Here is a 26,633-nt window from a genome sequence, read left to right on the forward strand (position 1 = left end):
ACGGACATCCCGCCACGTCCCCTCCGGCCGGAACCTACTAAGCCCCGCAAGGGGCACGGGCCCCTTTAGGGGCGCGGGGAACGGCGCGAGCAACCCAAGACGACCGGCACTCGACAACGGGCCCCTTAAGGGGCGCGGGGAACTGCGCGACCAGCCCACGACGGCCCGCACCCGGCGAACCGTCCGAAACCCCCACCCACCCGGGGCGGAGCCCCAGTTTCGGGAAGGGGTGGGGTTGGGGAAGGAAAGGGCCCGCACACCCGCCCGCAGCCGACGTCGTACCCCCCGCCCCCGCCCCGGTAAAGTGCAGCTATGCATGATCTTGGCGTGGGGTTCGGCTACTTGATGCGGGGTCAGCGATGGGTGGCCCGGCACGGGAAGCAGTTCGGGTTCGGACTGATCCCGGGCCTGATCACACTCGTGCTGTATGCGGCCGCACTGACCGCCCTGGCCCTGTGGGGCAGCGACTTCGTCACCTGGTCCACCCCGTTCGCCGACGAGTGGGAAAGCCCCTGGCTGGGCCTCTTCCGAGGATTCCTGACGGCAGTCCTCTTCGCCCTCGCGCTCCTCCTCGCCGTACTCACCTTCACCGCGGTCACGCTCCTCCTGGGCCAGCCCTTCTACGAGAACCTCTCGGAGAAGGTGGACCGGGACGTCTCCCCGGACGGCACGGCCCCCGAGTCGGGCCTGCCCCTGTGGCGCGAGCTGCTGATCTCGGCACGGGACAGCCTCCGGATCGTGGCCAGGGCCCTGGTGTGGGGCGTGCTGCTCTTCGCCCTCGGGTTCATCCCGCTCGTGGGCCAGACCGTCGTCCCGGTGATCGGCTTCGTCGTCACCGGCTTCTTCCTCACCGAGGAGCTGACGGCGGTCGCGCTCCAACGCCGCGGCGTCGTACTCCGCGACCGCCTCACCATGCTCCGTTCCCGCAAGGCCCTGGTCTGGGGCTTCGGCACCCCGCTGGGCCTCGCCTTCCTCGTCCCGTTCGTCGCCGTCTTCCTGATGCCCGGCGCGGTCGCGGGCGCCACGCTGATGGCCCGCGACCTGCTGGGCGAGGAAACCCGTGAGGAGCCCGACGCGGAGGACGAGGAGCCCGCGGGCAGCGACAGCGTCAGTCGGTGACGTCCGCCGCCACCGTCAGGATCGACCGGACCTGAGCGATGATGTCCAGCCGGTTCTGAATGAACTCGGGGTCCGTGACCGTCCCGCTCGCCGGATCCGTGTTGCCCGTGCCGAACTGCAGCACCGGCGTGTGGACGTGCCCGCCGGGGAGTGTGGCGGTGAGGCCCAGCCGGTCCCGCAACAGCGTCGCGCGGTACGCGATCTCGTTGGAGAGGTAGTCCCCGCCACCGCCCGCCCGGGCCGTCGAGCCGGCGGTCGGCCCCTCGGGGCGTACGACGGGATCCGTGCCGCCCGCCGGGATCTCGGTCACCGACGTGTTGTCGTACACGGGGAAGCGACCCGTACTGGCGGCCACGATCTCCTTGTACGGCAAGGTCGTTGACGTCCACTGCGGCTGCGAGGCGGGATCGGTGACGGGGATCGTCTCGGTGCGGGAGAGGTTCTCGTTGTCCGGGAAGCCGCCCCGCCAGGCCCCGTTGGTGCGCTCGACGTCGAAGCGGCCCACCCGCCCCTGGCTGACCGTCGCGAACAAGTCGACACGGGGGAGTTGCGGGCGCAACGTCCGCTCCACCGTGCCGTCGGCGAAGTCCTGCCAGCGGACGGGGAAGACGGCCGTCTCGACGCGGGCGGGACCGTCGGCCGTCTCGATCACCGTGCCGTCGAGCGCCAGCGCCGTCGCGCCGGACGGGTTGGAGATCCGGATGTCCCGGTCCAGCGTGAACGGGTCGAAGCCGGTCACCAGGATCCGCTTGACGCCCTTGCCATGCGGATAGCGGATGGTGTCCTGACCCCGGGAGGTTCGCTCGAGTGACGCGAGAAGGCGGCTGCGTTGGGCTTCGGTGAGGCCGAACTCCGGCTCCCACTGGCGTACTTCGCGGGTCATGCCGAGCCGCGCCCAGTACAGCGGCCGGTCGTCGTCCCGGCTGAGGTCACCGGCCGCCGGGCCCCGGCCCTGCGCCCGGTCGACCGCCCGCTGCCACAGCCGCGCACCCTGCCGTACGACCACGCGCTCGGCCTGCGCGTACGAGCGGGTCTTGCCCAGCGCCCGCGTGAACTCCGGTGCCACCGTGTCGAATCCGGAGCGGGCCAGGATCTCCTGGGGCGCCGCCTTGTCGAGGCGCTGCTCCTCCACGGTGGGCGCGGCGGCGGGATTCTCGGCGGCCAGGGCGGGCGGGGCGGCGAGTCCCGTCAGCAGGGCCAGGCCGAGGGCACCGATCCGAACACGTATGTGCGTCAAGGGAGTTCAGGTCCTTCCGTCGCGAGTGGTGGGGGCCGTCGTCGGATGGCCGCAGTATGCGTGACGGAAGTTTCGTACGCCATGGTGCGTGGTTTCCGAGGTGGGAGTGAGAGGTGGGAGTGATCCGCGCGGCTCACGTGGGAATCCTCGCGGCGGCCGCCCGCAACGCCGCCAGGAACGCCTCCGCGGTGGGCGCGAGCTGCCGCCCCCGCACCGTCGCCGCGTACACCGCCCGCGCGGGAGCGCCCTCGTCGCGGACGGGCAGGAGCGCGATGTCGGGGCGTACGGACTCGGCGGCGAGCGCCGGGATCAGGGTGACTCCGAGCCCGGCGGCCACGTACCCCTGTTTGGCCGTCCACTCGGCGACGACATGCGCCACACGCGGGCGGAAACCGTGCCGCAGGGCCGTGTCGAGGAGTGTGCCCTCGGGGCGGGAGCTGCCGGATATCCAGTCGGCGTCGGCGAGTTGGGGCAGCTCGACGGAGGGGAGGGCCGCGAGCGGATGGCCGGCGGGGACGGCGACGTACAGGGACTCGTCGAGAAGGTGGCGCAGTTCGTACGCGTCCAGCGGGGCGCGGCCCGTCGTGGAGACCACCGCGAGGTCGAGGTCACCGGCGGTGAGACCGTCGAGGAGGGCCGGGGTGAGTCCTTCTTCGCGGGTGAGCAGCACCCCTGGGTGCCGGGCGCGGAACGCGGCGATGGCGCGCGGCACCAGCGCCGCGTCGGCCGTCGCGAACGCGCCGACCCGCAACCGCCCGCCCGCCCCCTCGCGCAGTGCCGTCAACTCCCGCCCCGCGTCCCGCAGTCTCCCGGCCACGGCCTCGGCGTGCGGTGCGAGCGCCCGCCCCGCCTCCGTCAGCCGCACCCCGCGCGGCAGCCGGTCGAAGAGCGGCGTCCCGCCAAGGGCCGCCTCCAGCGAGGCGACCTGCCGCGACACCGCGGACTGCGTCCAGCCGAGCACCCGCCCGGCCACCGTGAACGACCCGTGCCTGGCCACCTCCAGGAACACCCGCAGCCACACGGTCGAGAGGTCGGGCATGTCGTCCGGCCCGGCGGCGTCCACTCCGACGGCTCCGCCGACCAGCGCGTCCGCAGCGTCTCCGAGCTCGTCTCCGATATGCGTTTCAGGCATGTCAGCCATGCTAGACATTCGCTTGTCGCATCGAATGTCCGCGCCTAGCGTCGAGACGACGAGACCGACCGGTAACCGACGTTGAAGGACCGCTGTGCAGACGACACTCGACAATCCATCCTCGGCTCCGCAGCCCGCGAACGCCTATTACTCCCAGGTCGCCCGGGTCGAACTCGACGGCGGGGGAGTGATGTTGTACCTCTCCGGACAGATCGCCGACGGGGACACCCTGGCCGAACAGACCCGCGGCGTCTTCGAGACCATCGACGCCCTGCTCAAGGCGCATGGCGCGACGCTCGCCGACGTCATCAACATCCGTACGTATCTGACGGACATCGGCAGGCTCCACGAATACGGCGCCGTACGAAGGGAGTTCCTCACCGGAACCGCCCCCACCAGCATGACGTTCGAGGTGTCCCGCCTGTTCAAGCCGGAGGCCCTCGTGGAGGTCGAGGTAGTCGCCGCGCTCAGCCCTCGCCGAGCAGAGTGAGGAAGTCCGATTGGTGGTTGCGGTCCCGAGTGCTTCGCAGGCGGCCGAGGCAGGATGGAGACGTCCAGGACTTCAACGAGGAGGCACCGCCATGGCGGGAACCCAGCCCACCCCGGCCGATCGGGCGCGCGAGGCGGTGGTCGGGGCGGCACTCGCGGAACTCGACCTGGACGCGAAGGCGCGGCTGCTCGCCGGACAGGACATGTGGTCCCTGCCCGCACTGCCCGAGATCGGCCTGCCGTCGCTGGTCATGTCCGACGGCCCGATCGGGGTACGCGGCACGCGCTGGACCGCCGACGACCCGTCCATCGCCCTGCCGTCCCCGACCGCGCTCGCCGCCACCTGGGACCCCGCCCTGGCCCGCCGCGCCGGCACCCTCCTCGCCCAGGAGGCCCGCCGCAAGGGCGTCCACGTCCTGCTCGCCCCCACGGTCAACCTGCACCGATCGCCGCTCGGCGGCCGCCACTTCGAGGCGTACAGCGAGGACCCGTACCTGACGGGGCGGATCGGCTCCGCGTACGTGACCGGCGTACAGGAAGGCGGCGTCGGCACCACCGTCAAGCACTTCGTCGCCAACGACGCCGAGACCGACCGCTTCACCGTGAACAACGTGATCTCCGAACGCGCCCTGCGCGAGCTCTACTTGGCCCCCTTCGAAGCCATCGTCGAGAACGCCCACCCCTGGGGCATCATGACCGCCTACAACTCGGTCAACGGCACGACGATGACCGAGCACCGCCACCTCGTGAACGAGATCCTGCGCGGCGAGTGGGGCTTCGACGGCTTCAACGTCTCCGACTGGATGGCCGCCCGCTCGACCGTCCGCGACATCGAGGGCGGCCTGGACGTCGCGATGCCAGGACCGACCACCGTGTACGGCGAGGCGCTCGCCGCCGCCGTCCGCGCCGGAGAGGTGGCCGAGGCCAAGGTCGACGAGGCCGTACGGAACGTTCTGCGGCTCGCCGCCCGCGTCGGCATCCTGGCAGGAGCCGAGCCGGTGATCACCGAGCTGCCCGAACCCGTCGACGGCGAAGCCCTGGCCCGCGAGATCGCCCGCCGCGCCTTCGTCCTCGTACGCAACGAAGGCGTCCTCCCGATCGCCGAAGGCCACTCCGTCGCCCTCATCGGCGCCGCCGCCCGCGACGCCCGCGTCCTCGGCGGCGGCTCCGCCACGGTCTTCCCCGCCCGGATCGTCTCCCCGCTCGACGGCCTCACCGCCGCCCTGCCCGAGGGCACACTGACGTACGCGCTCGGCGCCGACCCCAGCGAGGAACTCGCCGCCGCAGACAAGGGCTTCGAGCTGCGCGCGGTCTGCCGCGACGCCGCCGGCCACGTCGTGGGTACGGGCTCTGCTCCCAACGGCCAGATCCAGTGGATGGGCACCGACCTGCCCGACGGCGTCACCCAGGACAACCTCCACAGCGTCGAACTGACCGGCACGTTCACCCCGCGCGAGAGCGGCCGCACACCTTCGGAATCAAGGGACTGGGCGTCTTCACGCTGACGGTCGACGGCACGACGCACTTCGACGAGGTGCAGCGTGCCGAGAAGGGCGACCCGTTCGTGACGTTCTTCGGCGCACCCGTCGAGCGTGCCACCGTCGAGCTCACCGCCGGGGACACCTACGAGGTGTCACTGCGCCACGTCGTCGTCCTCCCCGAGAACGTCCCCATGCGGGTCATCGGCTTCACGCTCGCCCACCAGGAGCCCCGGCGCGACTCCGACGACCTGATCGCCGAGGCCGTCGAGGCCGCCCGCGCCGCCGACACCGCCGTCGTCGTGGTCGCCACCACCGAACGCGTCGAGTCCGAGGGCTTCGACCGCAAGGACCTCCGGCTCCCCGGCCGCCAGGACGAACTGGTCCGCGCGGTCGCCGCCGCCAACCCGAACACCGTCGTGGTCGTCAACTCCGGCTCCCCGGTGGAACTCCCGTGGCGTGACGAGGTCGCCGCCGTGCTCCTCACCTGGTTCCCGGGCCAGGAGGGCGGCGCCGCCCTCGCCGACGTCCTCACCGGCGCCCACGAGCCCGGCGGCCGCCTCCCCACCACCTGGGGCACCCTCACCGACGCCCCGGTCACGCAGGTCACCCCCGCCGACGGCGAACTCCCCTACACCGAGGACGTGTTCATCGGCTACCGAGCCTGGGAGAGGGCGTCCAGGACCCCGACGTACCCTTTCGGCCACGGCCTCGGCTACACCGACTGGACGTACGACGAGATCGAGGCCGCGGGCACGACGGTCACGGTCCGCATCACGAACTCCGGTACGCGCAGGGGCCGCGAGGTCATCCAGCTCTACGTGACCCCCACCGATCCGGATGCCGCCCGGCCGCCCCGCTGGCTGGCCGGCTTTGCGTCCATCGAGGCGGCCCCGGGCGAAAGCACCGAGGTCACCGTCGAACTCCCCCGCCGAGCCTTCGAGACCTGGGACGAGCAGACCAACTCCTGGACGTACATGAAGGGTTCGTACGAGATCGAGGCGTCCCGCTCCATCGCGGACCGCAGGCTGAGGGCAACGGTGAAACTCTGACCCGCTCTCCCTCAAGCCGGAGGCTTACGCGAAGTCACCACCGCGTACGCCATCTCGGCGAGCCGCGCCTGCCCGTTCTTGCTCGGATGGAACCAGTCCCAGTGACTCAACTGCTTGGTGCCGAAGCGGTACTCGAAGACCGCCCCGCCGTCGAAACGGCATCGGAGATCCTTCGCGCACACTTCCTTCAGCACCGAGTTGTACTCCTCCACCCGATCCTGCACCGTGTCCCGCCGCAGCGTCGCCGCCGAGTCGAGGGCGTCCGCGTCACCGAGCATCGACGGACAGATGCCGAGCTTCCAGATCTGCTTGCTCAGCTGGTTGGTCCGGCCCTCCGACCACAGCCGCTTCAGATCGGGCACGCTCGACACGTACACCTGGGTCTTGGGCAACTCGTCGCGCAGCGTGGTCAGCGCGTCCTCGAACTGGGCGCGGAATTCCGACACCGATGTCATCGCGTCCACCGACGAACGGCAGGCGTCGTTCGCGCCGGCCATCACCGTGACCAGTTCGGGCTTCCTCGTGGCGGCCTGGGCCATCTGGCCGGGCAGGTCGGCCATGCGAGAGCCGGTCACCGCGTAGTTCCAGCTGCGCTGGGCGGCCCCGGCCTTCCCGAGGAGGCGTACCGCGAGGCTGTTCACCTCCGCGTCGGTGCCGGTCGCCCACGAGACCTCGGGGCAGTCGGACAGCACCGAGCAGGCGTCGAAGCCGCGCGTGATGGAGTCGCCGACGGCGGCCAGCGAGCGTGGGCTGCGGTCCCAGGTGGGCGTGGGCTTCGGGGAGGGCTTCACGGCCCGCGCGGTGGTGCCCGACGGTCCTGGGGAGTTGCCGCCGCTGGCGTCGCATCCGGCGAGTCCGCCGACGCCCAGAAGGGCCGCCGCGGCGACCGCGGCGGCACCTCGTGAAGGGTGACCACGCTTCCGCATCCCCAGTTCCCCTCGTTCGTCACGCAACGGCAGCCCACCCCTGGGGCGTCCCCCTGGGTGAAACCTCCGTGTTTCCGGGCGCTGGGACCGACGGTACGTCACACTCCTTGCGCCGCCGCACGGTAGCCTCGCCCCGTGGCGGCCCTGCCACTGACGTTCCGCCAAAGTAACAAGATGCCCGCTCTGTCCGGAGGTCCCAGTGACGACACGTGGAGTTCTCTACGTGCACTCCGCGCCGCGCGCGCTGTGCCCGCACGTCGAGTGGGCAGTCGCGGGCGTACTCGGCACGCGCGTCAGCCTCGACTGGATCCGGCAGCCCGCGGCGCCCGGCACGTGGAGATCGGAGTTCTCCTGGAAGGGCGAGGTCGGCACCGCCTCCAAGCTCGCCTCCGCGCTGCGCGGCTGGCAGATGCTGCGCTTCGAGGTCACCGCCGAACCGTGCGCCACCGCTGAGGGCGAGCGCTACAGCTGCACCCCTGAACTGGGCATCTTCCACGCCGTGACGGGCATCCACGGCGACATCCTGATCCCCGAGGACCGCCTGCGCGCCGCCCTCGTCCGCTCCCAACGAGGCGAAACCCAACTGGAGTCCGAACTCACCAGACTCCTGGGCAAACCCTGGGACGACGAACTGGAGCCTTTCCGCTACGCAGGCGAGGGAGCCCCGGTCCGCTGGCTCCACCAGGTGGTCTGACGTACAAGCCCCGTGCACGGGAGCGCCCCTTCAGGGGCGCGGGGAACTGCGCGATCAGCCCCCACCTCCCGCAGCAGGCCAACAACAGATAACGAACGACGAGTGGCCCGGGTTCCTCAAGGAGGAGCCCGGGCCACTCACCGTCATGACAAAAACGGCCGAATTCAGACCGTACGGAACGCCAGCACCACGTTGTGCCCACCAAACCCGAACGAGTCGTTCAACGCGGCAATCCGCCCCTCGACGGGCAACTTGCGAGCCTCTCCGCGAACGACATCGGCCGCAGCCTCCGCCTCCGGGTCGAGGTTGTCGACGTTGATGGTCGGCGGCGCGATCCGGTGATACAGCGCAAGCACCGTGGCGACCGACTCCACACCACCCGCACCACCCAGCAGATGCCCGGTCATGGACTTCGTACCGGAGACCGCGAAGTGGTCGGTGTCGTCACCGAAGACCTTCCGCAGCGCCTTCAGCTCGGCCACGTCACCGGCCGGCGTGGAGGTCGCATGCGCGTTCACGTGCATGATCTCGGCCGGGTTCAGATCAGTGTTGTCCAGCAGGTTCTGCAAGGCGTGGGCGATGCCACGCCCTTCCGGCTCCGGCTGCACGATGTCGTGGCCGTCGGCCGAGATACCCTGGCCGACCGCCTCCGCGTACACGCGGGCACCGCGCTTGGCGGCGTGCTCGGCGGACTCCAGGACGATGACGCCGGCGCCCTCACCGAGGACGAAGCCGTCACGGCCGATGTCGTAGGGACGCGAGGCGCCCTGCGGGTCGTCGTTGTTCTTGGACATCGCCATCATGTTGCCGAACGCGGCGATGGGCAGCGGGTGGATCGCCGCCTCCGTACCACCGGCGACGACGACGTCGGCGCGGCCGGTGCGGATCATCTCGATGGCGTAGCCGATGGCCTCGGCGCCCGAAGCACAGGCGGAGACCGGGGTGTGCACACCGGCGCGGGCGCCGACGAGCAGACCCACGTTGGCCGACGGGCCGTTCGGCATCAGCATGGGAACGGTGTGCGGGGAGACGCGGCGTACGCCCTTCTCCTTCAGCACGTCGTACTGGTCGAGCAGGGTGGTGACGCCGCCGATGCCGGAGGCGATGACCGCGCCGAGACGGTCGGGGTCGACGTTTCCGTCCTCGCCCGCCGTGTCGGTGTAACCGGCGTCCGCCCAGGCCTCCTTGGCCGCGATCAGCGCGAACTGCGCCGAGCGGTCGAGGCGGCGGGCCTGCGGGCGCGGAATGACCTCGCCCGGCTCCACGGCGATCTGCGCCGCGATACGGACCGCCTGATCGGCGGCCCACTCCTGTTCGAGGGCGCGGACACCGGAACGTCCGGCGACCAGGCCCTCCCAGGTAGAGGCTGCGTCGCCACCCAGCGGTGTGGTTGCGCCGATACCGGTGACGACCACGGTGCGATTGGTCGGGCTCACGGGAATTCTTTCTCCAACGGATACGAGGATTCAGCGGCGCCACCGCCGGGTGGCGGGGCTTGCAGCATCCGGGGTGAGGGGTTACTCAGCCCTGGTGCTCGAGGATGTACTTGGTCGCGTCGCCGACCGTCTTGAGGTTCTTGACGTCGTCGTCCGGGATCTTGACGTCGAAGCGCTCTTCGGCGGCGACGACGACCTCGACCATGGACAGCGAGTCGACGTCCAGGTCGTCGGTGAAGGACTTCTCCAGCTGGACGTCCTCGACCGGGATGCCGGCGATCTCGTTCACGATGTCGGCGAGACCGGCGACGATCTCTTCCTGAGTGGCGGCCATGTCAGGCGCTCCTTCTTGTGTATCCAGAGGGTGTGGCGGTACTCCCGCCCGGAGATGATCCGAACGGTGTGCCTAGGGGAGGGTAACGACCGTCGCGGCGTATACGAGACCCGCCCCGAAGCCGATGACGAGCGCGGTGTCGCCGCTCTTCGCCTCGCCGGTCGCCAGGAGCCGCTCCATCGCGAGCGGAATCGAGGCGGCCGAGGTGTTGCCGGTGGTGCGCACGTCACGCGCGACCGTGACGTGCTCCGGCAGCTTGAGAGTCTTCACCATCGAGTCGATGATCCGCTCGTTGGCCTGGTGGGGAATGAAGACGTCCAAGTCGTCCGCAGTGAGTCCGGCGGCGTCCAGCGCCTCCTTGGCGACCTTCGCCATCTCGAACACGGCCCAGCGGAACACCGCCTGGCCTTCCTGCGTGATCGCGGGGAACTTGACCTCGCCCTTGGAGTCCAGGGGCAGTTGGGAGACGTCACCGATCCGGTAACGGTCCCAGGGCACGGTCTGCTTGATCGTGGCGGCCTTGTCGCCCTCGGAACCCCAGACGGTCGGGCCGATGTGCGGCTCCTGGGAGGGGCCCACGACGACCGCGCCCGCGCCGTCGCCGAACAGGAAGGCCGTCGCGCGGTCCTCCAGGTCGGTGAGGTCGGACAGCCGCTCGACGCCGATGACGAGTACGTACTCGGCGGAGCCCTCGACGATCATGCCCTTGGCCAGGGTCAGTCCGTAGCCGAAGCCGGCGCAGCCCGCCGAGATGTCGAAGGCCGCGGCCTTCGCGGTGCCGAGCTTGTCGGCGATCTCGGTGGCGACGGCCGGGGTCTGGCTGAAGTGCGAGACGGTCGAGACGACCACGGCACCGATCTGCTCGGCGTTGATCCCGGCGTCGGCGATGGCCTTGCCGGACGCCTCGATCGACATGGCGGCGACGGTCTCCTCGTCGTTCGCCCAGTGCCGGGTCTCGATGCCGGAGCGCGAGCGGATCCACTCGTCGGACGACTCGATCCGCTCGAGGATCACCTCGTTCGGCACGACACGGGTCGGGCGGTAGCCGCCGACACCCAGGATGCGCGCGTACGGGGCGCCCTTGCGGGCCTTGATCTTCGACATGCTCTGTCGGCTCCTTACGCGCTCAGGCGGAGGCGTGCTCGGCGATGAGCTCGCGAGCCGCGTCGAGGTCGTCGGGTGTCTTCAGCGCCAGCGTCTTCACGCCGGGCAGCGCGCGTTTGGCGAGACCGGTCAGCGTGCCGCCGGGGCACACCTCGAGCAGCGCGGTCGCGCCGAGTTCCTTGAAGGTCTCCATGCACTGGTCCCAGCGGACCGGGTTGGCGACCTGGCCGACCAGCCGGGAGAGGACCTCCGCGCCGGTGGCGACGGCCTGGCCGTCCCTGTTGGAGACGTACGTGAGCTTCGGGTCGGCGGGGGTGAGCGCCTCGGCGGCCTTCGCCAGCGCGTCGACCGCGGGAGCCATGTGGTGCGTGTGGAAGGCGCCGGCCACCTTCAGGGCGACGATCTTGCGCACCCCCTCGGGCTTGTCCTCGGTCAGCGCGGCGAGTTGCTCCATCGTGCCCGCGGCCACGATCTGGCCGGCGCCGTTGACGTTCGCGGGCGTCAGGCCCAGCTTCTCCAGGTGCGCGACGCTCACCTCGGGGTCGCCGCCGAGCAGCGCGGCCATGCCGGTCTCGGTGACGGCGGCGGCCTCGGCCATGGCGAGCCCGCGGGTGCGGACCAGGCGGACGGTCTCCTCGTCGGGGAGCACTCCGGCGAGCGCGGCGGCGGTGAGCTCGCCGACGCTGTGTCCGGCGATGGCGCCGACCTTGCGGGGCAGCTCCGCCGGGTCGTCGAAGAGCGTGTACGCGGAAACCAGCCCGGCCGCGACCAGCAGCGGCTGCGCCACCGCGGTGTCGCGGATCTCCTCCGCGTCACCCTCGGTGCCGTAGCGGATCAGGTCGACCTTCGCGGCGTCCGACCATGCCTCGAGGGCACCGCGGACACCGGGGAGTTCGAGCCAAGGAGTCAGGAAGCCGGGCGTCTGGGCGCCCTGGCCGGGAGCGACGAGTACGAGCACTCTCACACTCTCTCTTGTGGACGGGCACGGCCGCCCGTGGGGACAGGGACGAAGAACAGGAGGGGGAATTGTAGGGCCCCGACAAAAGCCTAGAGCTGGGGATCTCCATCGGCCAGACGCCCCAGGATCAGCGCGATCCGCAGCGTGAACGCCGACCGTACATCGGAAGGCGACCAGCCGGTGACGTCAGTCACACGTCGAAGCCGGTAGCGCACGGTGTTGGGATGCACGAAGAGCATCCGGGCCGCGCCCTCGAGACTGCTCGCCTGTTCCAGATAGACGCTCAGGGTCTCCAGGAGTGCCGACCCGGCCTCCTCCAGCGGTCTGTAGATCTCCTCCACCAGCTGCTCGCGAGCCGAGGGGTCTCCGGCGATCGCGCGCTCCGGCAGCAGATCGTCCGCCAGCACCGGCCGCGGGGCGTCCTGCCAGGCGAAACACGCCTTGAGTCCGGCGGCCGCGGCCTGCGCGGAACGGGTCGCGGCGAGCAGGTCGGGCACCACCGGACCGGCCACCACGGGCCCCGCGGCATACGGCCCGATCAGGGACTTGGCGACCCCGATCGGGTTGTCGCTGCCGCCCGCGATGACGACGAGCCGGTCGCCGAGCACACCGGTCAGCACCTGGAGCTTGGCGTGCCGGGCGGCCCGCCGGATCGCCTCGACGGTCAGCTCGCTGTCACCGTCGGGAGCCGTACCGAGCACCACGCACACATGCTCGGGCGAGTTCCAGCCGAGCGCCGCGGCGCGGCTGACGGCGCCCTCGTCGGCCTCTCCCGACAGGACCGCGTTCACCACCAGCGACTCCAGCCGGGCGTCCCAGGCGCCGCGCGCCTCGGCGGCCTGCGCGTACACCTGGGCGGTGGCGAAGGCGATCTCCCGTGCGTACACGAGCAGCGCCTCGCGGAGCAGGCCCTCGTCGCCCGGAGCGGCCACCTCGTCGATGGCGCTCTCCATGACCTCGATCGTCGTCCGCACCATCTCCACGGTCTGCCGCAGGGTGATCGCTCTGGTCAGCTCGCGCGGCGCGGTGCCGAAGACGTCCGTGGAGATCGCCTGCGGAGCGTCCGGATGCCGGAACCACTCCGTGAACGCGGCGATACCGGCCTGGGCCACGAGGCCGATCCAGGACCGGTTCTCCGGTGGCATCGCCCGGTACCACGGCAGCGTCTCGTCCATGCGCGCGATGGCCTGGGCGGCGAGACTTCCGGACGACTTCTCCAGCCGCTTCAGGGTCGCGGCATGCGCGTGGGCGGCGCGTGCTGCTCGTTCGGTGTTGCTGGATTCGGGTTCGGGCACGGGACAAGACTGCCTTATCAGGACGGGAGTGTGCGGCGGCGGGTCTCGGGTGAGCGACGCGGCCGTGTGCCGTGCGGGTCTCAGACGAAGGGCTCCGCGGGTCTACGGTGGGTGCGTGATGGACGTACGGCGCGCCGACGAGCGCTACCGCGGAGGCGACCCGGCGGCCGGGATCGAGTCCCTGCATGCCTTCTCCTTCGGCCCGCACTACGACCCGGACAACCTCCGCTTCGGCGCGGTCATCGCCTGCAACGAGGAGCGCCTCGCCCCCGGCGCCGGCTTCGACGAGCACCCCCACAGCCACACCGAGATCGTCACCTGGGTCGTCGAGGGCGAACTGACCCACCGCGACACCACCGGCCACGAGTCGGTGGTACGCCCCGGCGACGTACAGCGCCTCAGCTCGGCGGGCGGAGTCCGCCACGTCGAACGCAACGACGGCGACACCCCCCTGACCTTCGTCCAGATGTGGCTCGCCCCGCTGGAACCGGGCGGCGACCCCGCGTACGAGATCGTCCACGGCATCGCCGACTCCACCCCGTACGCCGTTCCGGAGGCCGCCGCGATGCTCCACGTACGCCGCCTCGCGTCGGGCGAACGGACCGCCGTCCCCGACGCGCCCTTCGTGTACGCGCATGTCGTACGCGGCGAAGTCCTGCTGGACAGCTGGGTGCTGAGCCCCGGCGACGCGGCCCGGATCACGGACGCGAAGGACCTGGAGGCGGAGGCCAGAGGCGAGGCGGAACTGCTGCTCTGGGAGATGGCCTAGGCCGAACGCCTCTACAGCTCGGCGAGTACCGCATCCGTGAACGTGGGCCACGCCTCGACGGCCCACGGTCCGAACGCCCGGTCCGTGAGCGCCACGCAGGCCGCACCCGCGACCGGGTCGATCCACAGGAACGTCCCGGACTGACCGAAGTGTCCAAAGGTCCGGGGAGAGGACGAACTCCCCGTCCAGTGAGGCGACTTGGAGTCCCGGATCTCGAAGCCGAGCCCCCAGTCGTTCGGGTTCTGGTGCCCGTACCCCGGCAGGACGCCCTTCGTGCCCGGGTACTGCACGGTCATCGCCTCGACAACGGTCCGCGGATCCAGCAGTCGCGGCGCCTGCACCTCGGCGGCGAACCGCACCAGATCGTCGACAGTCGAGACACCGTCCTTCGCGGGCGAACCGTCGAGGGACGTGTTCACCATCCCGAGCGGTTCGAGCACGGCCTGCTTCAGATACTCGGCGAAGGGAATCTCCGTCGCCTTCGCGATGTGATCGCCGAGCTGCTCGAACCCGGCGTTGGAGTACAGCCGCCGCTGCCCCGGCGCCGCGGTCACCCGATGCTCGTCAAAGGCAAGCCCACTCGTGTGCGCCAGCAGATGCCGCACGGTCGACCCCTCGGGCCCGGCGGGTTCGTCCAGCTCGACGGCCCCCTCCTCGTACGCCACCAGCACGGCGTAGGCGGCCAGCGGCTTGGTGACGGAGGCAAGCGCGAACCGCTGCGAAGTGGGGCCATGAACCCCGGGCACGGTGCCGTCCGCACGAACGACGGCGGCGGCAGCGGTGGAAACGGGCCACTTCTCGATCAGGGCGAGACTCTGCAAGGACATGCAGAAGAGCCTACGACCACGTGAGGCACCGGGTTCGGGCAGCGCCCTTGTCTTCAGGGGCGCGGGGCTGTATCAATTTGCGGCTCCGCCGCGTGGGCGCGACCAGCCCCCACCGGCCCGCAGTCAAAATCGAAGCCGCATCAACGGATCCGGCGTACGAACAAACCCCATAGACGCATACAGCGGCGCAGCCTCCACCGAGGCGGTCAGATCAATCTGACCGACTCCCCGCTCCCGGAACCACTCCACCAGCGCCTCCATACAGGCCCGCGCATACCCCCGCCGCCGCACATCAGGATCGGTCGCGACGCTGAACACGTATCCGATCCGCCCGTGCGGATTCCCGGCCCGCCCGATCCGGTACTCCAAGGTCCCCACGACAAGAGCCCCGAGCGCCCCCACCCGCTCAGGGTGATCGACGACGAACGCCGCGAAACACCCGTCAGGATCGGCCAGTCGACCCCGTACTGTGGCCAGGGACTCGGCCTGCCAGGCGGTGGAGGTATCCGCCCCGGCCATCGAGTCGATCATCACCTGACGCAGCCGCAGCAGCTCCTCGGCATCCTCGGGCACAGCCCGGCGTACGAGACTCATGATCGGCACCGTAGCCAGGGCAGCGCGACCAAGTCGACGGAATTTCACCAGAATCCGCTTGCTTGGAGTGCACTCCAAGGTTTTAGCGTTGAGGCCATGACGGTGATGGAGACCACGGACACCAGGACCGACAGCTGTGCAGGCCTACCGCACGCGGAGCGGCGTCCGGACGGCCAGGACCAGTACACGATCAGCGAGGTCGTGGCCTTCACCGGCCTGACGGCGCACACCCTCCGCTGGTACGAGCGCATCGGGCTGATGCCGCACATCGACCGCTCGCACACCGGCCAGCGCCGCTACAGCAACCGCGACCTCGACTGGCTCGACCTCGTCGGCAAGCTGCGGCTGACGGGGATGCCGGTCGCGGACATGGTGCGGTACGCGGAGATGGTGCGGGAGGGAGACCACACGTACGCCGACCGCTTCGAGCTCCTCGAGGCGACCCGCCGGGACGTGCGGTCGCGGATCGCCGAGCTCCAGGACACCCTTGCCGTGCTCGACCGGAAGATCAATTTCTATGCGGACGCCGGGCGGGCCCTGGCGTCGGAGAGGTCCCGATGACGGACAGCAGGATCGCGAAGGCAGAGCTCGGTACGGGCGGCCCCGAGGTCGGGGTGCAGGGCCTCGGCTGCATGGGCATGAGCTTCGCGTACGGCCCGACGGACGCCGAGGAAGCGCGGGCCACTCTGGAGCGCGCGCTGGAACTCGGCGTGACGCTCTACGACACGGCGGACGCCTACGGCCAGGGGGAGAACGAGAAGTTCCTGGCGCCGTTCTTCAATGCGCACCGCGACGAGGTCGTCATCGCGACGAAGTTCGCCCTGACGATCCCGCCGGACGACCCGACCCGGCGGATCATCCGCAACGACCCGCCGTACATCCGCCAGGCCGTCGAGGCGAGCCTGAAGCGCCTGGACGTCGACGTGATCGACCTCTACTACATGCACCGCCGTGACGTGAACGTCCCCATCGAGGAGACCGTCGGCGTCATGGCCGAGCTGATCCGCGAGGGCAAGGTCAAGCACCTCGGCCTCAGCGAGGTCACGGGCGGCGAACTGCGTGCCGCGCAGGCGGTGCACCCGATCGCGGCCGTCCAGTCGGAGTGGTCGCTGTTCAGCAGGGACATCGAGGCGAGTGTCGTCCCGACGGCCCGCGAGCTGGGCGTGAGCCTGGTCCCGTACTCCCCGCTCGGCCGAGGCTTCCTCACGGGTTCCTTCGTGAACGCCGAGAAGGACCTGACCGCCGACGACTTCCGCCGCCAGCAGCCCCGCTTCACGGGCGACAACGCGGCGGCGAACGCGGCCCTGCTGGAGCCGATCCGGACGGTGGCACAGGCCCACGACGCCTCGGTGGGCCAGATCGCCCTGGCATGGGTCCAGCAGCAGTCAGCGCTGCACGGCCTCCCGGTCATCCCCATCCCGGGCACCCGCAAGCGGACGCGTATCGAGGAGAACACGGCAGCGACCAGGATCGTACTGAGCGAGGACGACCTCAAACTGCTGGACCCGATCGCCACCCAGGTAGCGGGCAACCGCTACGCGGACATGACGTTCACATCGGCGGGCAGGGAGTAGCCAGGTTGTTTGAGGGGGCGCCCGGGGTGCTTGCCTTTAGGGGCGCGGGGAACTGCGCGACAAGCCACGACGAACCCGCAGCTTCTCAACGCACCCAGCTGCCCCCTAAAGCTCAGCCAGCAACTCGGCCTTCTTCGTCGAGAACTCCTCATCCGTAACCAACCCCGCCTCATACAACTCGCCAAGGTGCCGAATCCGCTCGGCGATATCGGCAGGATCCCGCCGAGGGGCGGCCCCCTCAGACTTGAGAGGGGCCGGCCCCGCCGCCCGCACGGCACCCAACACCGCCGCGGCGAACGGCAACGACTCATGAACCGGCCCATACCCGAGCCCAAAGACAACAGCGGCCGGATCCTGATCCGCCTGAGCCGGCTGCGAAGCCCCCGTATCGCGCCGAAGAAGCCGCAGATGCCCCTCGAACACCTCAGGTGACCGCCACTCGACACCACACAGGTCGGACACGGTGAAACTCTGGTCGCCGGACTTCCACTTCGCGGACGACGCCCCCGTCCAGAACCACCGGAAGTGCACGGACTTCCCGTCGAAGGACGCCTTCCCGTCGTACGCCTTGAACTGCAGCGGCGCTTCGGGCGGTTGCACCAGATACCGCTCGGGCGGTCCCGTGTCCTCGGGCGCGAGGAGGGCGCGCAGCTCGTCCGCGTAGTACTCGGCGAGCGTCTCGCGCTCGGCGGGCAGCACCAGCCGATAGGGGTCGGACCCCTCCTTGAGCTGTCCCGCGGCCGCCTCCATGAGCGGATCCGCCCCCGGCCTCGGCTCGGCGCGCAGGACGACCGTCCCGCGCTTGCCGGGCGTCAGCGTCACCGCCGCGATCGCGTCGAGCGGGATGCGGCGCTCACCGAGCGCCTGGAACAGCTTCGGCGTGCGGATCCCCCGTTCGAAGCGGATGAGCACGGAGTCGGACTCGAACTCCCAGGCGGCATGAAATCCGGCCAGTACGTCACCCATGCGGGCCATCGTATGCGGCATGCGCTTCCTAGTCCCCTCCCTGAGCAGACCGCACTTTCTTCGTTCTCTACGCGCGTCCGACTTCAGCCGTGTCGGACAAACCCTTCCGGCACACGTCATCCTCGTGTGCGCAGCGCACCGCGCGGTACGCACCAATGCCGATCTCGGCGAAGTTCCGCAGGCTGTCGGTGCCCGGCTCGAAATAGCCGGTGTGCCCCTTGGCGCCGCGCGAGGACAGCACCCGCGCACCGAACTCCGAGGACATCGGATCGGCCCCGTGACCGAGCCCGCCGACCTTCAGATGCGGTACGTCCTGGATCCAGTCGTCGGAGTCCCGTACGGCCCACACCCGGGCGGAGGTGTCCAGCTGCGCGGCCCTCTCGACCCGCATCCCGGGACTGCCCGCCACCGCGATGTCTGAGACCCGGGACGGCAGCGAGTGCGCGGCGACACCGCAGACCACGGATCCGTAGCTGTGGCAGTACAGCGCCACGCTCGAGCTGCCGGGCAGCGCCCGTACGAGAGAGTTGAGGCGGACCGCGCCTTCCTCGGCGCGAATCCCGGTGGCCGCGTCCATCCCGAGTCCGCTGGGCGCCGTGTAGTCGGCCCACGCGATCACGGCCGTACGCGTTTCGGGACTCGCCATCCGCTCGGCCTGGTGGAGGGCCTTCGCCATGCCGACGGGCGCGGAGTACTGGTGGTTGGTGCGCTGGAAGGTCAGTACGTCGGTGTCGACACCCGGCACCACCACGGAGACCCGCTCGGCCTTGCCGAGGTCGCCGAAGACCTCCGCGACCCGGCCCGAACCCAGCGGGTCGAAGGCGAGGATGCGGCGCTCCTTGCCCAGCAGGTCCTCGTACCGGTGCATCCGGCGGCCCGCCTCGTGCTGTCCGGTCGCCGAGAGCCGGTCGTCGTGCATGCGTTTGAGCTCGACCTTGCGTGCCTGGTCGAGGGCGATGCGGTTGGCGCGGTAACGGAGTTTCACCGGCGCCCCGTTCATGTTGCCGACCGCGAGCGGATAGCGGGCGGCGAGCCGGGCGCGCTGCCCCGCGTCGAGCGAGGCGAAGAAGCGGGCCAGCCGGGCGGGCGTCATGTCGTCCGGGTCCGGCAGCCGGTGGCCGCCTATGTGACCGCGTTCCCAGGCGGACAGGGAGGCCGCGAGCGGTGTGGCGGCGCCCCGGTGGTTGCGCACGGCTGTCCAGCCGGTGGTCGCGAGCATCACGAACACCACGGCCAGCGCGAGCAGCATGCGCCAGACGTTGAGTTGGGGGGTGGAGTCGAAGGAAGTCACTGAAAGGACACACTAGGAGAACGAGAGTGTCTCGCGTTAACCGAGTGAGACGGATCACGTTTCGGGAGGGGTAATTGGGTTAAACCGGGCGCACCTTGGGTTGATCGTCACGCTGTGTATGCGCAACTTGGTGCCTTTCGCGTACGGGAGTATGACCCTGTGTGCGGGCGGAGTTACTCCGCGTCCGCACCGCCGCGCCCGTCGTCCGTGTGCCAGTTCTCCGCCAGCGCGGGCCCCACCTGGTCGAGATATGAGGCGGTCAGCTCGCGCATCGCGTCCACGCTGAAGTCCTCACCCGCGCCCCACAGTCGGCTCGTCAGTCGCATCACTCCGCCGAACAGGGCCACCGCCACGCGCGGGCGCGGATCGGTGTCGACGTCGAGCCCCTCACGCTCCGCGATCACCCGGGCCAGCTCCTCCTCCAGGCTCTCCTGGCGGCGCAGATGGGGTGCGAGCAGCGCGGGTGTCGACTCGATCAACTGGAAGGTGCGCAGGTGCAGTTCGAGCGGGATGACGGCCTCGACGGCGTCCCCGATGGTGTCCCAGCTCGCCATGACGGCCCGGCGCAGTGCCTCCAGCGGGGGCTCGTGGGACGGTCGCCCGCGCACCGCCTTGACGAAATGCGACTCCGCGGTCGCCTGCACGGCGAAGGCGACCTCCTCCTTGCCGGCGAAGTAACGGAAGAACGTGCGCTGAGAGACGTCGACGGCCTCGACGATCTCGTCGACGGTCGTCTGCTCGTACCCCTGGGTCGTGAACAGCTCCAGAGCGGCCCGCACCAGCGCGTCCCGGGTGCGCTGCTTCTTGAGCTCGCGCAGCCCCGGCCGTGACGCCGTGTCCATGGGACCTCTTCTCGTCTTCCGCTGAACTTCTTCTTCGTCCTTGCGGCCTTCTTCTTTGTCCTTCCTGCGGGTCGCAGGTGGCCGTCCGTCCAGCTCAGCCTATCCGTGAGTGACGTGACAGTTACCGACTTGTGAATTGGTTTGTCAACTGTCAGTGGCTGTCATTAGCCTCGAACGTATGACTAGTCAGACCACCGTCGACACGACGGGCCCGGCCGACAAGGCCTCGCCCGCCGCCTCCGGCCCGACCCCGGGCAAGGGGCTGCGCGGCCACCCCTGGTACACCCTGTTCACCGTGGCCGTGGGCGTGATGATGGTGGCCCTGGACGGCACCATCGTGGCCATCGCCAACCCCGCCATCCAGAAGGACCTGAACGCGAGCTTCGCGGACGTTCAGTGGATCACCAACGGCTACTTCCTCGCGCTCGCGGTCACGCTCATCACGGCGGGCAAGCTCGGCGACCGGTTCGGCCACCGGCAGACCTTCCTCATAGGCGTGGTCGGCTTCGCGGCGGCCTCGGGGGCCATCGGCCTGTCCGACAGCATCGCCCTCGTGGTCGTCTTCCGGGTGTTCCAGGGACTGTTCGGCGCGCTGCTGATGCCGGCCGCGCTCGGTCTGCTGCGGGCCACTTTCCCGGCCGAGAAGCTGAACATGGCGATCGGTATCTGGGGCATGGTCATCGGCGCCTCCACCGCCGGCGGCCCGATCCTCGGCGGTGTGCTCGTCGAGCACGTCAGCTGGCAGTCCGTCTTCTTCATCAACGTGCCGGTGGGCATCCTCGCGGTCGTCCTCGGCGTGGTGATCCTGACCGACCACCGCGCGGAGAAGGCGCCGCGCTCCTTCGACCTGCTCGGCATCGGCCTGCTGTCCGGCGCCATGTTCTGCCTGGTCTGGGCGCTCATCAAGGCCCCGGAGTGGGGCTGGGGCGACGGCCTGACCTGGACGTTCATCGTCGTCTCCGTGGTCGGCTTCGGCCTGTTCGCGCTCTGGGAGACCAAGGTGCGCGAGCCGCTCATCCCGCTCACGCTCTTCCGTTCCGTGGCGCTGTCCGCCGGTGTCGTCCTGATGGTCCTCATGGCCATCGCCTTCCTGGGCGGCCTGTTCTTCGTCACCTTCTATCTGCAGAACGTGCACGGTATGAGCCCGATCGACGCGGGCCTCCACCTCCTCCCGCTCACCGGCATGATGATCGTGGGCTCGCCCGCCGCGGGCGCGATGATCACCAAGACGGGCCCGCGTATCCCGCTCGCGGGCGGCATGGTGCTCACCGCCGTCGCCATGTACGGCATGTCCACGCTGGACACGGGCACCTCCGGCGCGGTCATGTCGATCTGGTTCGCCCTCCTCGGCCTCGGCCTCGCGCCCGTCATGGTCGGCGCCACCGAGGTCATCGTGGGCAACGCGCCGATGGAGCTCTCCGGTGTCGCCGGAGGCCTCCAGCAGGCCGCGATGCAGATCGGCGGCAGCCTCGGTACGGCGGTCCTGGGTGCCGTGATGGCCTCCAAGGTCGACGGCGACCTCGCGGGCAACTGGGCGGACGCGGGGCTCCCGAAGCTCAACCCCACCCAGCTCGACCAGGCCGCGGAGGCGGTCCAGGTCGGCGCCGCCCCGGTGGCACCGGGCACCCCGCCCGAGGTCGCCGAGAAGATCACGGGCGTCGCGCACGACACGTTCATCTCCGGCATGAGCCTGGCGAGCCTCGTCGCGGCCGGCGTCGCCGTCGTGGCCGTCTTCGTCGCCCTCCTCACCAAGAGGGGCGAGAACGCGGATGCGGGCGCGGGGGTCGGACACGTCTAGGTGTGCCGTCCGGACAGCACATCTGGCCGCGCCTCACCGCCATCTCCCGCCCGGCCCCGCCGAGTTCACTCGGCGGGGCTTTCGCCTATCCGGGTGACGCCGTCCCGTATGACTTTCATATCGACCGCGCCGCAGGTCAGAGTGTGCTCTCAACTGATCCGTACGAAACGGGCAGTTCGGTGAGGCCGTGGCGCGCTGCCGGAGGGGGGCAGCGCGTCGCGGAACCCAAGAAAAAGTACGGGTCTGAAGCGAATGGACCGGGGTACTCGGCTGCCGAGCCCGAACCGGCCGGCATCCGGCCGGCTCAGAGGTCCAGGGAGTTGATGATGGCGGGCTTTGGTCACACCACGCGCAAACACCCTCGCTCACGTCGCCGAACGTGGTCACGGAGCGGGCCGGACCGCGCGACGCTCGGAATCATCGGAGTCATCTGCGCGATCGCCGGTTTCTTCGTGCTGGGGATCATCCTCGGCCCCGTGGCGATCGCCTGCGGCTGGCTCGCCATGGGACGCCGCTGGAACGGCGCCCGCCCGGTACCGGCACTCGTGGCCCTGGTACTGGGCGCAATCGACACCGTCCTGGCGATTGTGTGGATCGCCGGAACGGCAGCCCCCGGGAACGGAGTGTTCTGACCACCCGGGGCAAGGTGAGGGAACGGTCCCCCGCGCCCCGCTTCTGGGGGCGCGGGGGACCGCGCACCTTTTAGGGACGCGGCAACTGCGCGCGCGTGGGGACGCGGGGAGCCGGGCGCATTTTTGGGGGCGCGGGGGACTGCGCAATCTTTAGGGGCGCGAGGAACTGCGCGACCAGCCCCCACCCACCCGCACCCGACAAACAACCTCCGCAGCCCTCACCCCAACCGCTCCTTCGCGGCAGCGCCCGGCTCGGACAACGCGGCCACCTGCGCCCGCAGAGCCCGTACCTCCTCCGCCAACGCCTCGATCGCCGCGGTCTGCCGCCGCTCCTCCACGTTCTCCGACTCGAACCGCGAAATGAACCACGCCGCGATATTGGCGGTCACCACACCGAGCAGAGCGATCCCGGAGAGCATCAGCCCGACCGCTATCACCCGCCCGAGCCCGGTGGTCGGGGCGTGATCCCCGTACCCCACGGTCGTCATCGTGGTGAACGACCACCACAACGCGTCGCCCATCGTCCTGATGTTGCCGTCGGGCGACTCCCGCTCGACGGACAGCACGGCGAGCGAGCCGAACATCATCAGCGCCACCACGGCCCCCACCACGTACGTGGTCAGCTGTACCTGCGAGGCGATCCGGGCCCGCTGCCCGACGAGCAGCAACGTGGAGACGAGCCGAAGCAGCCGCATCGGCTGGATCAGCGGCAGCAGCACCGCACACAGATCGATCCAGTGCGTACGGACGAACTCCCACCGCCGCTCGGCGAGAGCGAGCCGTACGAGATAGTCCAGGGCGAACGCCCCCCACACCACCCACTCCACCGCCGTGCACCAGGAGATCACCTCCCGACCGGCGGTGGGCCACACGATCGGCACGGCGTACGCGACGGCGAACACCACCGCAAGCCCCAGCAGCAGCCGCTGCGTACCCTGCTCCCAACGGACCTGCGCCGATTGCTCATTCATGGACGCATCGTAGAAAACGTGAAGGGGCGGTGGGCCCGACGGTCCACCGCCCCTTCACGCACTGTGCCAGCACGCCTCGTCAGGAGCGCCCCTCAAGGGGCGCGGGGCTGAGTCGATTTGCGGCTCCGCCGCGTGGGCGCGACCAGCCCCCACAACCCGCAGACAACAACGGTCTACGCGTCCCCGCCCGCCGCACCGGGGTCGGCCGCCGCAACATCCAGCAACTGATACCGGTCGATCGCCTGCTTCAGCACCGACCGGTCGACCTTGCCCTCGCGGGCGAGTTCCGTCAGGACCGCCACCACGATCGACTGTGCGTCGATGTGGAAGAAGCGGCGGGCGGCGCCGCGGGTGTCGGCGAAGCCGAACCCGTCCGCACCCAGCGACTGGTAAGTCCCCGGAACCCACCGCGAAATCTGGTCCGGAACCGACCGCATCCAGTCGGAGACGGCCACGAACGGCCCCTGCACCCCCGACAACTTCCGCGTCACATAAGGAACCCGCTGCTCCTCCTCGGGGTGCAGCAGATTGTGCCGCTCCACCTCGACGGCCTCGCGCCGCAGTTCGTTCCAGGAGGTCGCCGACCAGACGTCGGCCCGTACGTTCCACTCCTCGGCGAGGATCTTCTGCGCCTCGACGGCCCACGGCACCGCGACACCGGACGCCATGATCTGCGCCGGGATCGATCCCGAAGTCCCTTCCGAGAAGCGGTGGATGCCCTTCAGGATGCCGTCGACATCCACGTCCGCCGGCTCGGCGGGGTGCTGGATCGGCTCGTTGTAGACCGTGAGGTAGTAGAAGACGTCCTCACCGTGCGGATGCTCGTCGGACGAGCCGTACATCCGCCGCAGCCCGTCCTTCACGATGTGCGCGATCTCGAAGCCGTAGGCCGGGTCGTACGCGACACAGCCCGGGTTCGTGGAGGCGAGCAGCTGCGAGTGGCCGTCCGCGTGCTGAAGACCCTCCCCGGTCAGAGTCGTACGTCCCGCGGTCGCGCCCAGTACGAAGCCGCGCGCCAGCTGGTCGGCCATCTGCCAGAACTGGTCGCCGGTGCGCTGGAATCCGAACATCGAGTAGAAGACGTACACCGGGATGAGCGGCTCGCCGTGCGTCGCGTACGCGGAACCGGCCGCGATCAGCGAGGCCGTACAGCCCGCCTCGGAGATGCCGTCGTGCAGCATCTGCCCGGTGGGCGACTCCTTGTACGCGAGGAGCAGCTCCCGGTCGACGGCCTCGTACTGCTGCCCGAGCGGGTTGTAGATCTTCGCGCTCGGGAAGAACGAGTCCATGCCGAACGTGCGGTACTCGTCGGGCGCGATCAGTACGAACCGCTTGCCGATCTCCTTGTCCCGCATGAGGTCCTTGAGCAGCCGCACGAACGCCATGGTCGTGGCGATCGACTGCTGACCCGAGCCCTTCTTCACACTCGCGTACGTCTTGTCCTCGGGCAGCGCGAGCGGCTTCGACCGCACGACACGCGTCGGGACGTACCCGCCGAGCCCCTTGCGGCGGTCGTGCATGTACTGGAGCTCCTCCGAGTTCCGGCCCGGGTGGTAGTACGGCGGGGCGCCGGACTCCAGCTCCTTGTCGGAGATCGGCAGGTGCAGCCGGTCGCGGAAGCCCTTGAGGTCGGCGACCGTCAGCTTTTTCATCTGGTGGGTCGCATTGCGGCCCTCGAAGTTCGGGCCGAGGGTCCAGCCCTTGACGGTCTGGGCGAGGATCACGGTCGGCTGGCCGGTGTGCGCCTTGGCCGCCGCGTACGCCGCGTAGACCTTCTTGTGGTCGTGACCGCCGCGCCCGAGGTGCAGGATCTGGTCGTCGGTCATGTTCTCGACCATGGCCCGCAGCCGGTGGTCGTCACCGAAGAAGTGCTGGCGGATGTACGCGCCTGTCTCGGTGGCGTACGTCTGGAACTGGCCGTCGGGCGTGGTGTTCAGCCTGTTGACGAGCACACCGTCGCGGTCCTGCGCGAGCAGCGGGTCCCAGGTGCGGTCCCAGACCAGCTTGATGACGTTCCAGCCGGCGCCGCGGAACTGCGACTCCAGCTCCTGGATGATCTTGCCGTTGCCGCGCACCGGGCCGTCGAGGCGCTGGAGGTTGCAGTTGACGACGAAGGTGAGGTTGTCCAGGCCCTCGCGCGCGGCGATCGACAGCTGGCCGAGCGACTCCGGCTCGTCCATCTCGCCGTCGCCGAGAAACGCCCATACGTGGGACTTGGAGGTGTCCGCGATGCCGCGCGCCTCCATGTAGCGGTTCATGCGGGCCTGGAAGATCGCGCCGAGCGGGCCGAGACCCATGGAGACGGTCGGGAACTCCCAGAAGTCCGGCATCGACCGCGGGTGCGGGTACGACGACAGGCCGTTGGGCGCCTTGGACTTCTCCTGCCGGAAGGCGTCGAGCTGCTGCTCGCTCAGCCGGTCCAGCATGAACGCGCGGGCGTAGATACCGGGGGACGCGTGCCCCTGGAAGAAGATCTGGTCGCCGCCGTCGCCCTCGTCCTTGCCGCGGAAGAAGTGGTTGAAGCCCACGTCGTAGAGCGAGGCGGAGGAGGCGAAGGTGGCGATGTGGCCGCCGACGCCGATACCGGGGCGCTGGGCCCTGGACACCATCACGGCCGCGTTCCAGCGGGTCGCGTTCAGGATCTTGCGCTCGATCTCCTCGTTGCCGGGGAAGAACGGCTCGTCCTTGGTGGCGATGGTGTTGACGTAGTCCGTGCTGCGCATCTCGGGCACGGCCACGCGCTTCTCGCGGGCCCGCTCGATCAGCCGCAGCATGAGATAGCGGGCCCGCTCCCGGCCGCGCTGGTCCACGGCGGCGTCGAGGGAGTCGAGCCACTCCTGGGTCTCTTCGGGATCGAAGTCAGGGACCTGACTCGGAAGGCCGCCAATGATGATCGGGTTGCGATCGGGTCCGGAAGCCACGCTGTTCCTTCGCTCTCAGGGGCCGCTTTTTCTCGGTTTTTTCTCGGGGTTCTCTCTGGTTACCTGGGTCTCTGCGCCGTTCCCCATCGTGTACCTCGGGACCGGAAACGTCATCTCTACCGAGAGGTAACCGAGACGTTCGTCCCGTTCCCCCAAGGGCGGGCCCGGCAAATCGCAACGATACGCCCGACCCG

At 69.8% G+C, this 26,633-nt stretch carries 23 protein-coding genes and 1 pseudogene; 9 read left to right on the top strand and 15 right to left on the bottom strand.

Going from position 1 to position 26,633, the window contains the following annotated elements:
- Nucleotides 1–312 precede the first annotated feature (312 nt).
- A complete protein-coding gene (locus GAS53_RS28455; RefSeq protein WP_151480579.1) occupies nucleotides 313–1,119 on the top strand; it encodes an EI24 domain-containing protein in 807 nt (268 codons plus the stop codon).
- On the opposite strand, the gene GAS53_RS28460 is transcribed toward GAS53_RS28455, so the two are convergent.
- Both GAS53_RS28460 and GAS53_RS28465 read right to left on the bottom strand, forming a co-directional pair.
- Complete coding sequence (locus GAS53_RS28460) at nucleotides 1,109–2,356, bottom strand: pyroglutamyl-peptidase I family protein (RefSeq protein WP_151480580.1); 1,248 nt, start codon at nucleotides 2,354–2,356, stop codon at nucleotides 1,109–1,111. The two genes, GAS53_RS28455 and GAS53_RS28460, sit on opposite strands and share 11 nt — an antisense overlap.
- Before the next feature lie 133 nt (nucleotides 2,357–2,489).
- The gene (locus GAS53_RS28465; RefSeq protein WP_151480703.1) at nucleotides 2,490–3,395 is read right to left on the bottom strand and encodes a LysR family transcriptional regulator; all 906 of its coding nucleotides are present in this window, start codon (nucleotides 3,393–3,395) and stop codon (nucleotides 2,490–2,492) included.
- 187 nt (nucleotides 3,396–3,582) lie between these two features.
- On the opposite strand from GAS53_RS28465, the gene GAS53_RS28470 reads away from it, so the two are divergent.
- Nucleotides 3,583–3,978 carry a RidA family protein gene (locus GAS53_RS28470; RefSeq protein ID WP_151480581.1) on the top strand — a complete coding sequence of 132 codons (396 nt, stop codon included), beginning with the start codon at nucleotides 3,583–3,585 and terminating at the stop codon, nucleotides 3,976–3,978.
- 91 nt (nucleotides 3,979–4,069) lie between these two features.
- A pseudogene (locus GAS53_RS28475) lies at nucleotides 4,070–6,507 on the top strand (glycoside hydrolase family 3 protein).
- 11 nt (nucleotides 6,508–6,518) lie between these two features.
- Here the strand turns inward: GAS53_RS28475 and GAS53_RS28480 are convergent.
- Nucleotides 6,519–7,433, bottom strand: a complete 915-nt coding sequence (locus GAS53_RS28480; protein ID WP_151480582.1) for an SGNH/GDSL hydrolase family protein — start codon at nucleotides 7,431–7,433, stop codon at nucleotides 6,519–6,521.
- A gap of 199 nt (nucleotides 7,434–7,632) precedes the next feature.
- Here GAS53_RS28480 and GAS53_RS28485 point away from each other — a divergent pair, with 199 nt between their 5' ends.
- A complete protein-coding gene (locus tag GAS53_RS28485; protein WP_151480583.1) occupies nucleotides 7,633–8,127 on the top strand; it encodes a DUF3145 domain-containing protein in 495 nt (164 codons plus the stop codon).
- Nucleotides 8,128–8,291: 164 nt separating this feature from the next.
- Here the strand turns inward: GAS53_RS28485 and GAS53_RS28490 are convergent, their stop codons facing one another.
- From GAS53_RS28490 to GAS53_RS28510, 5 genes are all read right to left on the bottom strand, one after another.
- The gene (locus GAS53_RS28490) at nucleotides 8,292–9,563 is read right to left on the bottom strand and encodes a beta-ketoacyl-[acyl-carrier-protein] synthase family protein (protein ID WP_151480584.1); all 1,272 of its coding nucleotides are present in this window, start codon (nucleotides 9,561–9,563) and stop codon (nucleotides 8,292–8,294) included.
- Nucleotides 9,564–9,648: 85 nt separating this feature from the next.
- Nucleotides 9,649–9,897 carry an acyl carrier protein gene (locus tag GAS53_RS28495; RefSeq protein WP_151480585.1) on the bottom strand — a complete coding sequence of 83 codons (249 nt, stop codon included), beginning with the start codon at nucleotides 9,895–9,897 and terminating at the stop codon, nucleotides 9,649–9,651.
- A 72-nt stretch (nucleotides 9,898–9,969) separates the two neighbouring features.
- Nucleotides 9,970–11,001 carry a ketoacyl-ACP synthase III gene (locus GAS53_RS28500; protein WP_151480586.1) on the bottom strand — a complete coding sequence of 344 codons (1,032 nt, stop codon included), beginning with the start codon at nucleotides 10,999–11,001 and terminating at the stop codon, nucleotides 9,970–9,972.
- A gap of 22 nt (nucleotides 11,002–11,023) precedes the next feature.
- On the bottom strand, nucleotides 11,024–11,959 hold the full coding sequence (locus GAS53_RS28505) for an ACP S-malonyltransferase (protein ID WP_151480704.1): 936 nt from the start codon (nucleotides 11,957–11,959) through the stop codon (nucleotides 11,024–11,026).
- A gap of 89 nt (nucleotides 11,960–12,048) precedes the next feature.
- On the bottom strand, nucleotides 12,049–13,254 hold the full coding sequence (locus tag GAS53_RS28510; protein ID WP_151480587.1) for a PucR family transcriptional regulator: 1,206 nt from the start codon (nucleotides 13,252–13,254) through the stop codon (nucleotides 12,049–12,051).
- A gap of 115 nt (nucleotides 13,255–13,369) precedes the next feature.
- Between GAS53_RS28510 and GAS53_RS28515 the strand changes: the two genes are divergently transcribed.
- On the top strand, nucleotides 13,370–14,023 hold the full coding sequence (locus tag GAS53_RS28515; RefSeq protein ID WP_192583326.1) for a pirin family protein: 654 nt from the start codon (nucleotides 13,370–13,372) through the stop codon (nucleotides 14,021–14,023).
- Nucleotides 14,024–14,034: 11 nt separating this feature from the next.
- On the opposite strand, the gene GAS53_RS28520 is transcribed toward GAS53_RS28515, so the two are convergent.
- Both GAS53_RS28520 and GAS53_RS28525 read right to left on the bottom strand, forming a co-directional pair.
- On the bottom strand, nucleotides 14,035–14,850 hold the full coding sequence (locus tag GAS53_RS28520) for a serine hydrolase domain-containing protein (RefSeq protein WP_151480588.1): 816 nt from the start codon (nucleotides 14,848–14,850) through the stop codon (nucleotides 14,035–14,037).
- Nucleotides 14,851–14,973: 123 nt separating this feature from the next.
- Nucleotides 14,974–15,444 (bottom strand): GNAT family N-acetyltransferase, encoded by a 471-nt coding sequence (locus GAS53_RS28525; RefSeq protein WP_151480589.1) that lies wholly within the window; start codon nucleotides 15,442–15,444, stop codon nucleotides 14,974–14,976.
- Between the two features lie 96 nt (nucleotides 15,445–15,540).
- Between GAS53_RS28525 and GAS53_RS28530 the strand changes: the two genes are divergently transcribed.
- Together GAS53_RS28530 and GAS53_RS28535 are read left to right on the top strand one after the other, a co-directional pair.
- The gene (locus tag GAS53_RS28530; RefSeq protein WP_151480590.1) at nucleotides 15,541–16,005 is read left to right on the top strand and encodes a MerR family transcriptional regulator; all 465 of its coding nucleotides are present in this window, start codon (nucleotides 15,541–15,543) and stop codon (nucleotides 16,003–16,005) included.
- The gene (locus GAS53_RS28535) at nucleotides 16,002–17,018 is read left to right on the top strand and encodes an aldo/keto reductase (RefSeq protein ID WP_151480591.1); all 1,017 of its coding nucleotides are present in this window, start codon (nucleotides 16,002–16,004) and stop codon (nucleotides 17,016–17,018) included. Before GAS53_RS28530 ends, GAS53_RS28535 begins: the two co-directional genes overlap by 4 nt.
- 105 nt (nucleotides 17,019–17,123) lie before the next feature.
- On the opposite strand, the gene GAS53_RS28540 is transcribed toward GAS53_RS28535, so the two are convergent.
- From GAS53_RS28540 to GAS53_RS28550, 3 genes are all read right to left on the bottom strand, one after another.
- Nucleotides 17,124–17,993: a DUF4429 domain-containing protein gene (locus tag GAS53_RS28540; RefSeq protein ID WP_151480706.1), complete on the bottom strand. Its 870-nt coding sequence runs from the start codon at nucleotides 17,991–17,993 to the stop codon at nucleotides 17,124–17,126.
- A 58-nt stretch (nucleotides 17,994–18,051) separates the two neighbouring features.
- On the bottom strand, nucleotides 18,052–19,275 hold the full coding sequence (locus GAS53_RS28545) for an alpha/beta hydrolase (RefSeq protein WP_151480592.1): 1,224 nt from the start codon (nucleotides 19,273–19,275) through the stop codon (nucleotides 18,052–18,054).
- Between the two features lie 173 nt (nucleotides 19,276–19,448).
- Nucleotides 19,449–20,117 (bottom strand): TetR/AcrR family transcriptional regulator, encoded by a 669-nt coding sequence (locus GAS53_RS28550; RefSeq protein WP_151480593.1) that lies wholly within the window; start codon nucleotides 20,115–20,117, stop codon nucleotides 19,449–19,451.
- Between the two features lie 178 nt (nucleotides 20,118–20,295).
- Between GAS53_RS28550 and GAS53_RS28555 the strand changes: the two genes are divergently transcribed.
- The gene (locus GAS53_RS28555) at nucleotides 20,296–21,915 is read left to right on the top strand and encodes an MFS transporter (RefSeq protein ID WP_151480594.1); all 1,620 of its coding nucleotides are present in this window, start codon (nucleotides 20,296–20,298) and stop codon (nucleotides 21,913–21,915) included.
- Between the two features lie 323 nt (nucleotides 21,916–22,238).
- On the top strand, nucleotides 22,239–22,547 hold the full coding sequence (locus GAS53_RS28560) for a small hydrophobic protein (protein WP_151480707.1): 309 nt from the start codon (nucleotides 22,239–22,241) through the stop codon (nucleotides 22,545–22,547).
- 218 nt (nucleotides 22,548–22,765) lie between these two features.
- On the opposite strand, the gene GAS53_RS28565 is transcribed toward GAS53_RS28560, so the two are convergent.
- Nucleotides 22,766–23,518, bottom strand: coding sequence for a potassium channel family protein (locus GAS53_RS28565; RefSeq protein ID WP_151480595.1), 753 nt, complete (start codon nucleotides 23,516–23,518; stop codon nucleotides 22,766–22,768).
- A gap of 173 nt (nucleotides 23,519–23,691) precedes the next feature.
- A complete protein-coding gene (gene aceE, locus GAS53_RS28570) occupies nucleotides 23,692–26,439 on the bottom strand; it encodes a pyruvate dehydrogenase (acetyl-transferring), homodimeric type (RefSeq protein WP_151480596.1) in 2,748 nt (915 codons plus the stop codon).
- Nucleotides 26,440–26,633: the final 194 nt, after the last annotated feature.

The sequence above is a fragment of the Streptomyces albicerus genome (assembly GCF_008905045.1).
Classification (GTDB): domain Bacteria; phylum Actinomycetota; class Actinomycetes; order Streptomycetales; family Streptomycetaceae; genus Streptomyces; species Streptomyces albicerus.

What these genes read in the sequence shown, in the direction of transcription:
- GAS53_RS28520 (WP_151480588.1), bottom strand. Translation starts at nt 14,850, where the DNA reads ATGTCCTTGCAGAGTCTCGCCCTGATCGAGAAGTGGCCCGTTTCCACC.
- GAS53_RS28455 (WP_151480579.1), top strand. Translation starts at nt 313, where the DNA reads ATGCATGATCTTGGCGTGGGGTTCGGCTACTTGATGCGGGGTCAGCGA.
- GAS53_RS28480 (WP_151480582.1), bottom strand. Translation starts at nt 7,433, where the DNA reads ATGCGGAAGCGTGGTCACCCTTCACGAGGTGCCGCCGCGGTCGCCGCG.
- GAS53_RS28560 (WP_151480707.1), top strand. Translation starts at nt 22,239, where the DNA reads ATGATGGCGGGCTTTGGTCACACCACGCGCAAACACCCTCGCTCACGT.
- GAS53_RS28495 (WP_151480585.1), bottom strand. Translation starts at nt 9,897, where the DNA reads ATGGCCGCCACTCAGGAAGAGATCGTCGCCGGTCTCGCCGACATCGTG.
- GAS53_RS28530 (WP_151480590.1), top strand. Translation starts at nt 15,541, where the DNA reads ATGACGGTGATGGAGACCACGGACACCAGGACCGACAGCTGTGCAGGC.
- GAS53_RS28525 (WP_151480589.1), bottom strand. Translation starts at nt 15,444, where the DNA reads ATGAGTCTCGTACGCCGGGCTGTGCCCGAGGATGCCGAGGAGCTGCTG.
- GAS53_RS28555 (WP_151480594.1), top strand. Translation starts at nt 20,296, where the DNA reads ATGACTAGTCAGACCACCGTCGACACGACGGGCCCGGCCGACAAGGCC.
- GAS53_RS28540 (WP_151480706.1), bottom strand. Translation starts at nt 17,993, where the DNA reads ATGGCCCGCATGGGTGACGTACTGGCCGGATTTCATGCCGCCTGGGAG.
- GAS53_RS28565 (WP_151480595.1), bottom strand. Translation starts at nt 23,518, where the DNA reads ATGAATGAGCAATCGGCGCAGGTCCGTTGGGAGCAGGGTACGCAGCGG.
- GAS53_RS28465 (WP_151480703.1), bottom strand. Translation starts at nt 3,395, where the DNA reads ATGCCCGACCTCTCGACCGTGTGGCTGCGGGTGTTCCTGGAGGTGGCC.
- GAS53_RS28500 (WP_151480586.1), bottom strand. Translation starts at nt 11,001, where the DNA reads ATGTCGAAGATCAAGGCCCGCAAGGGCGCCCCGTACGCGCGCATCCTG.
- GAS53_RS28535 (WP_151480591.1), top strand. Translation starts at nt 16,002, where the DNA reads ATGACGGACAGCAGGATCGCGAAGGCAGAGCTCGGTACGGGCGGCCCC.
- GAS53_RS28550 (WP_151480593.1), bottom strand. Translation starts at nt 20,117, where the DNA reads ATGGACACGGCGTCACGGCCGGGGCTGCGCGAGCTCAAGAAGCAGCGC.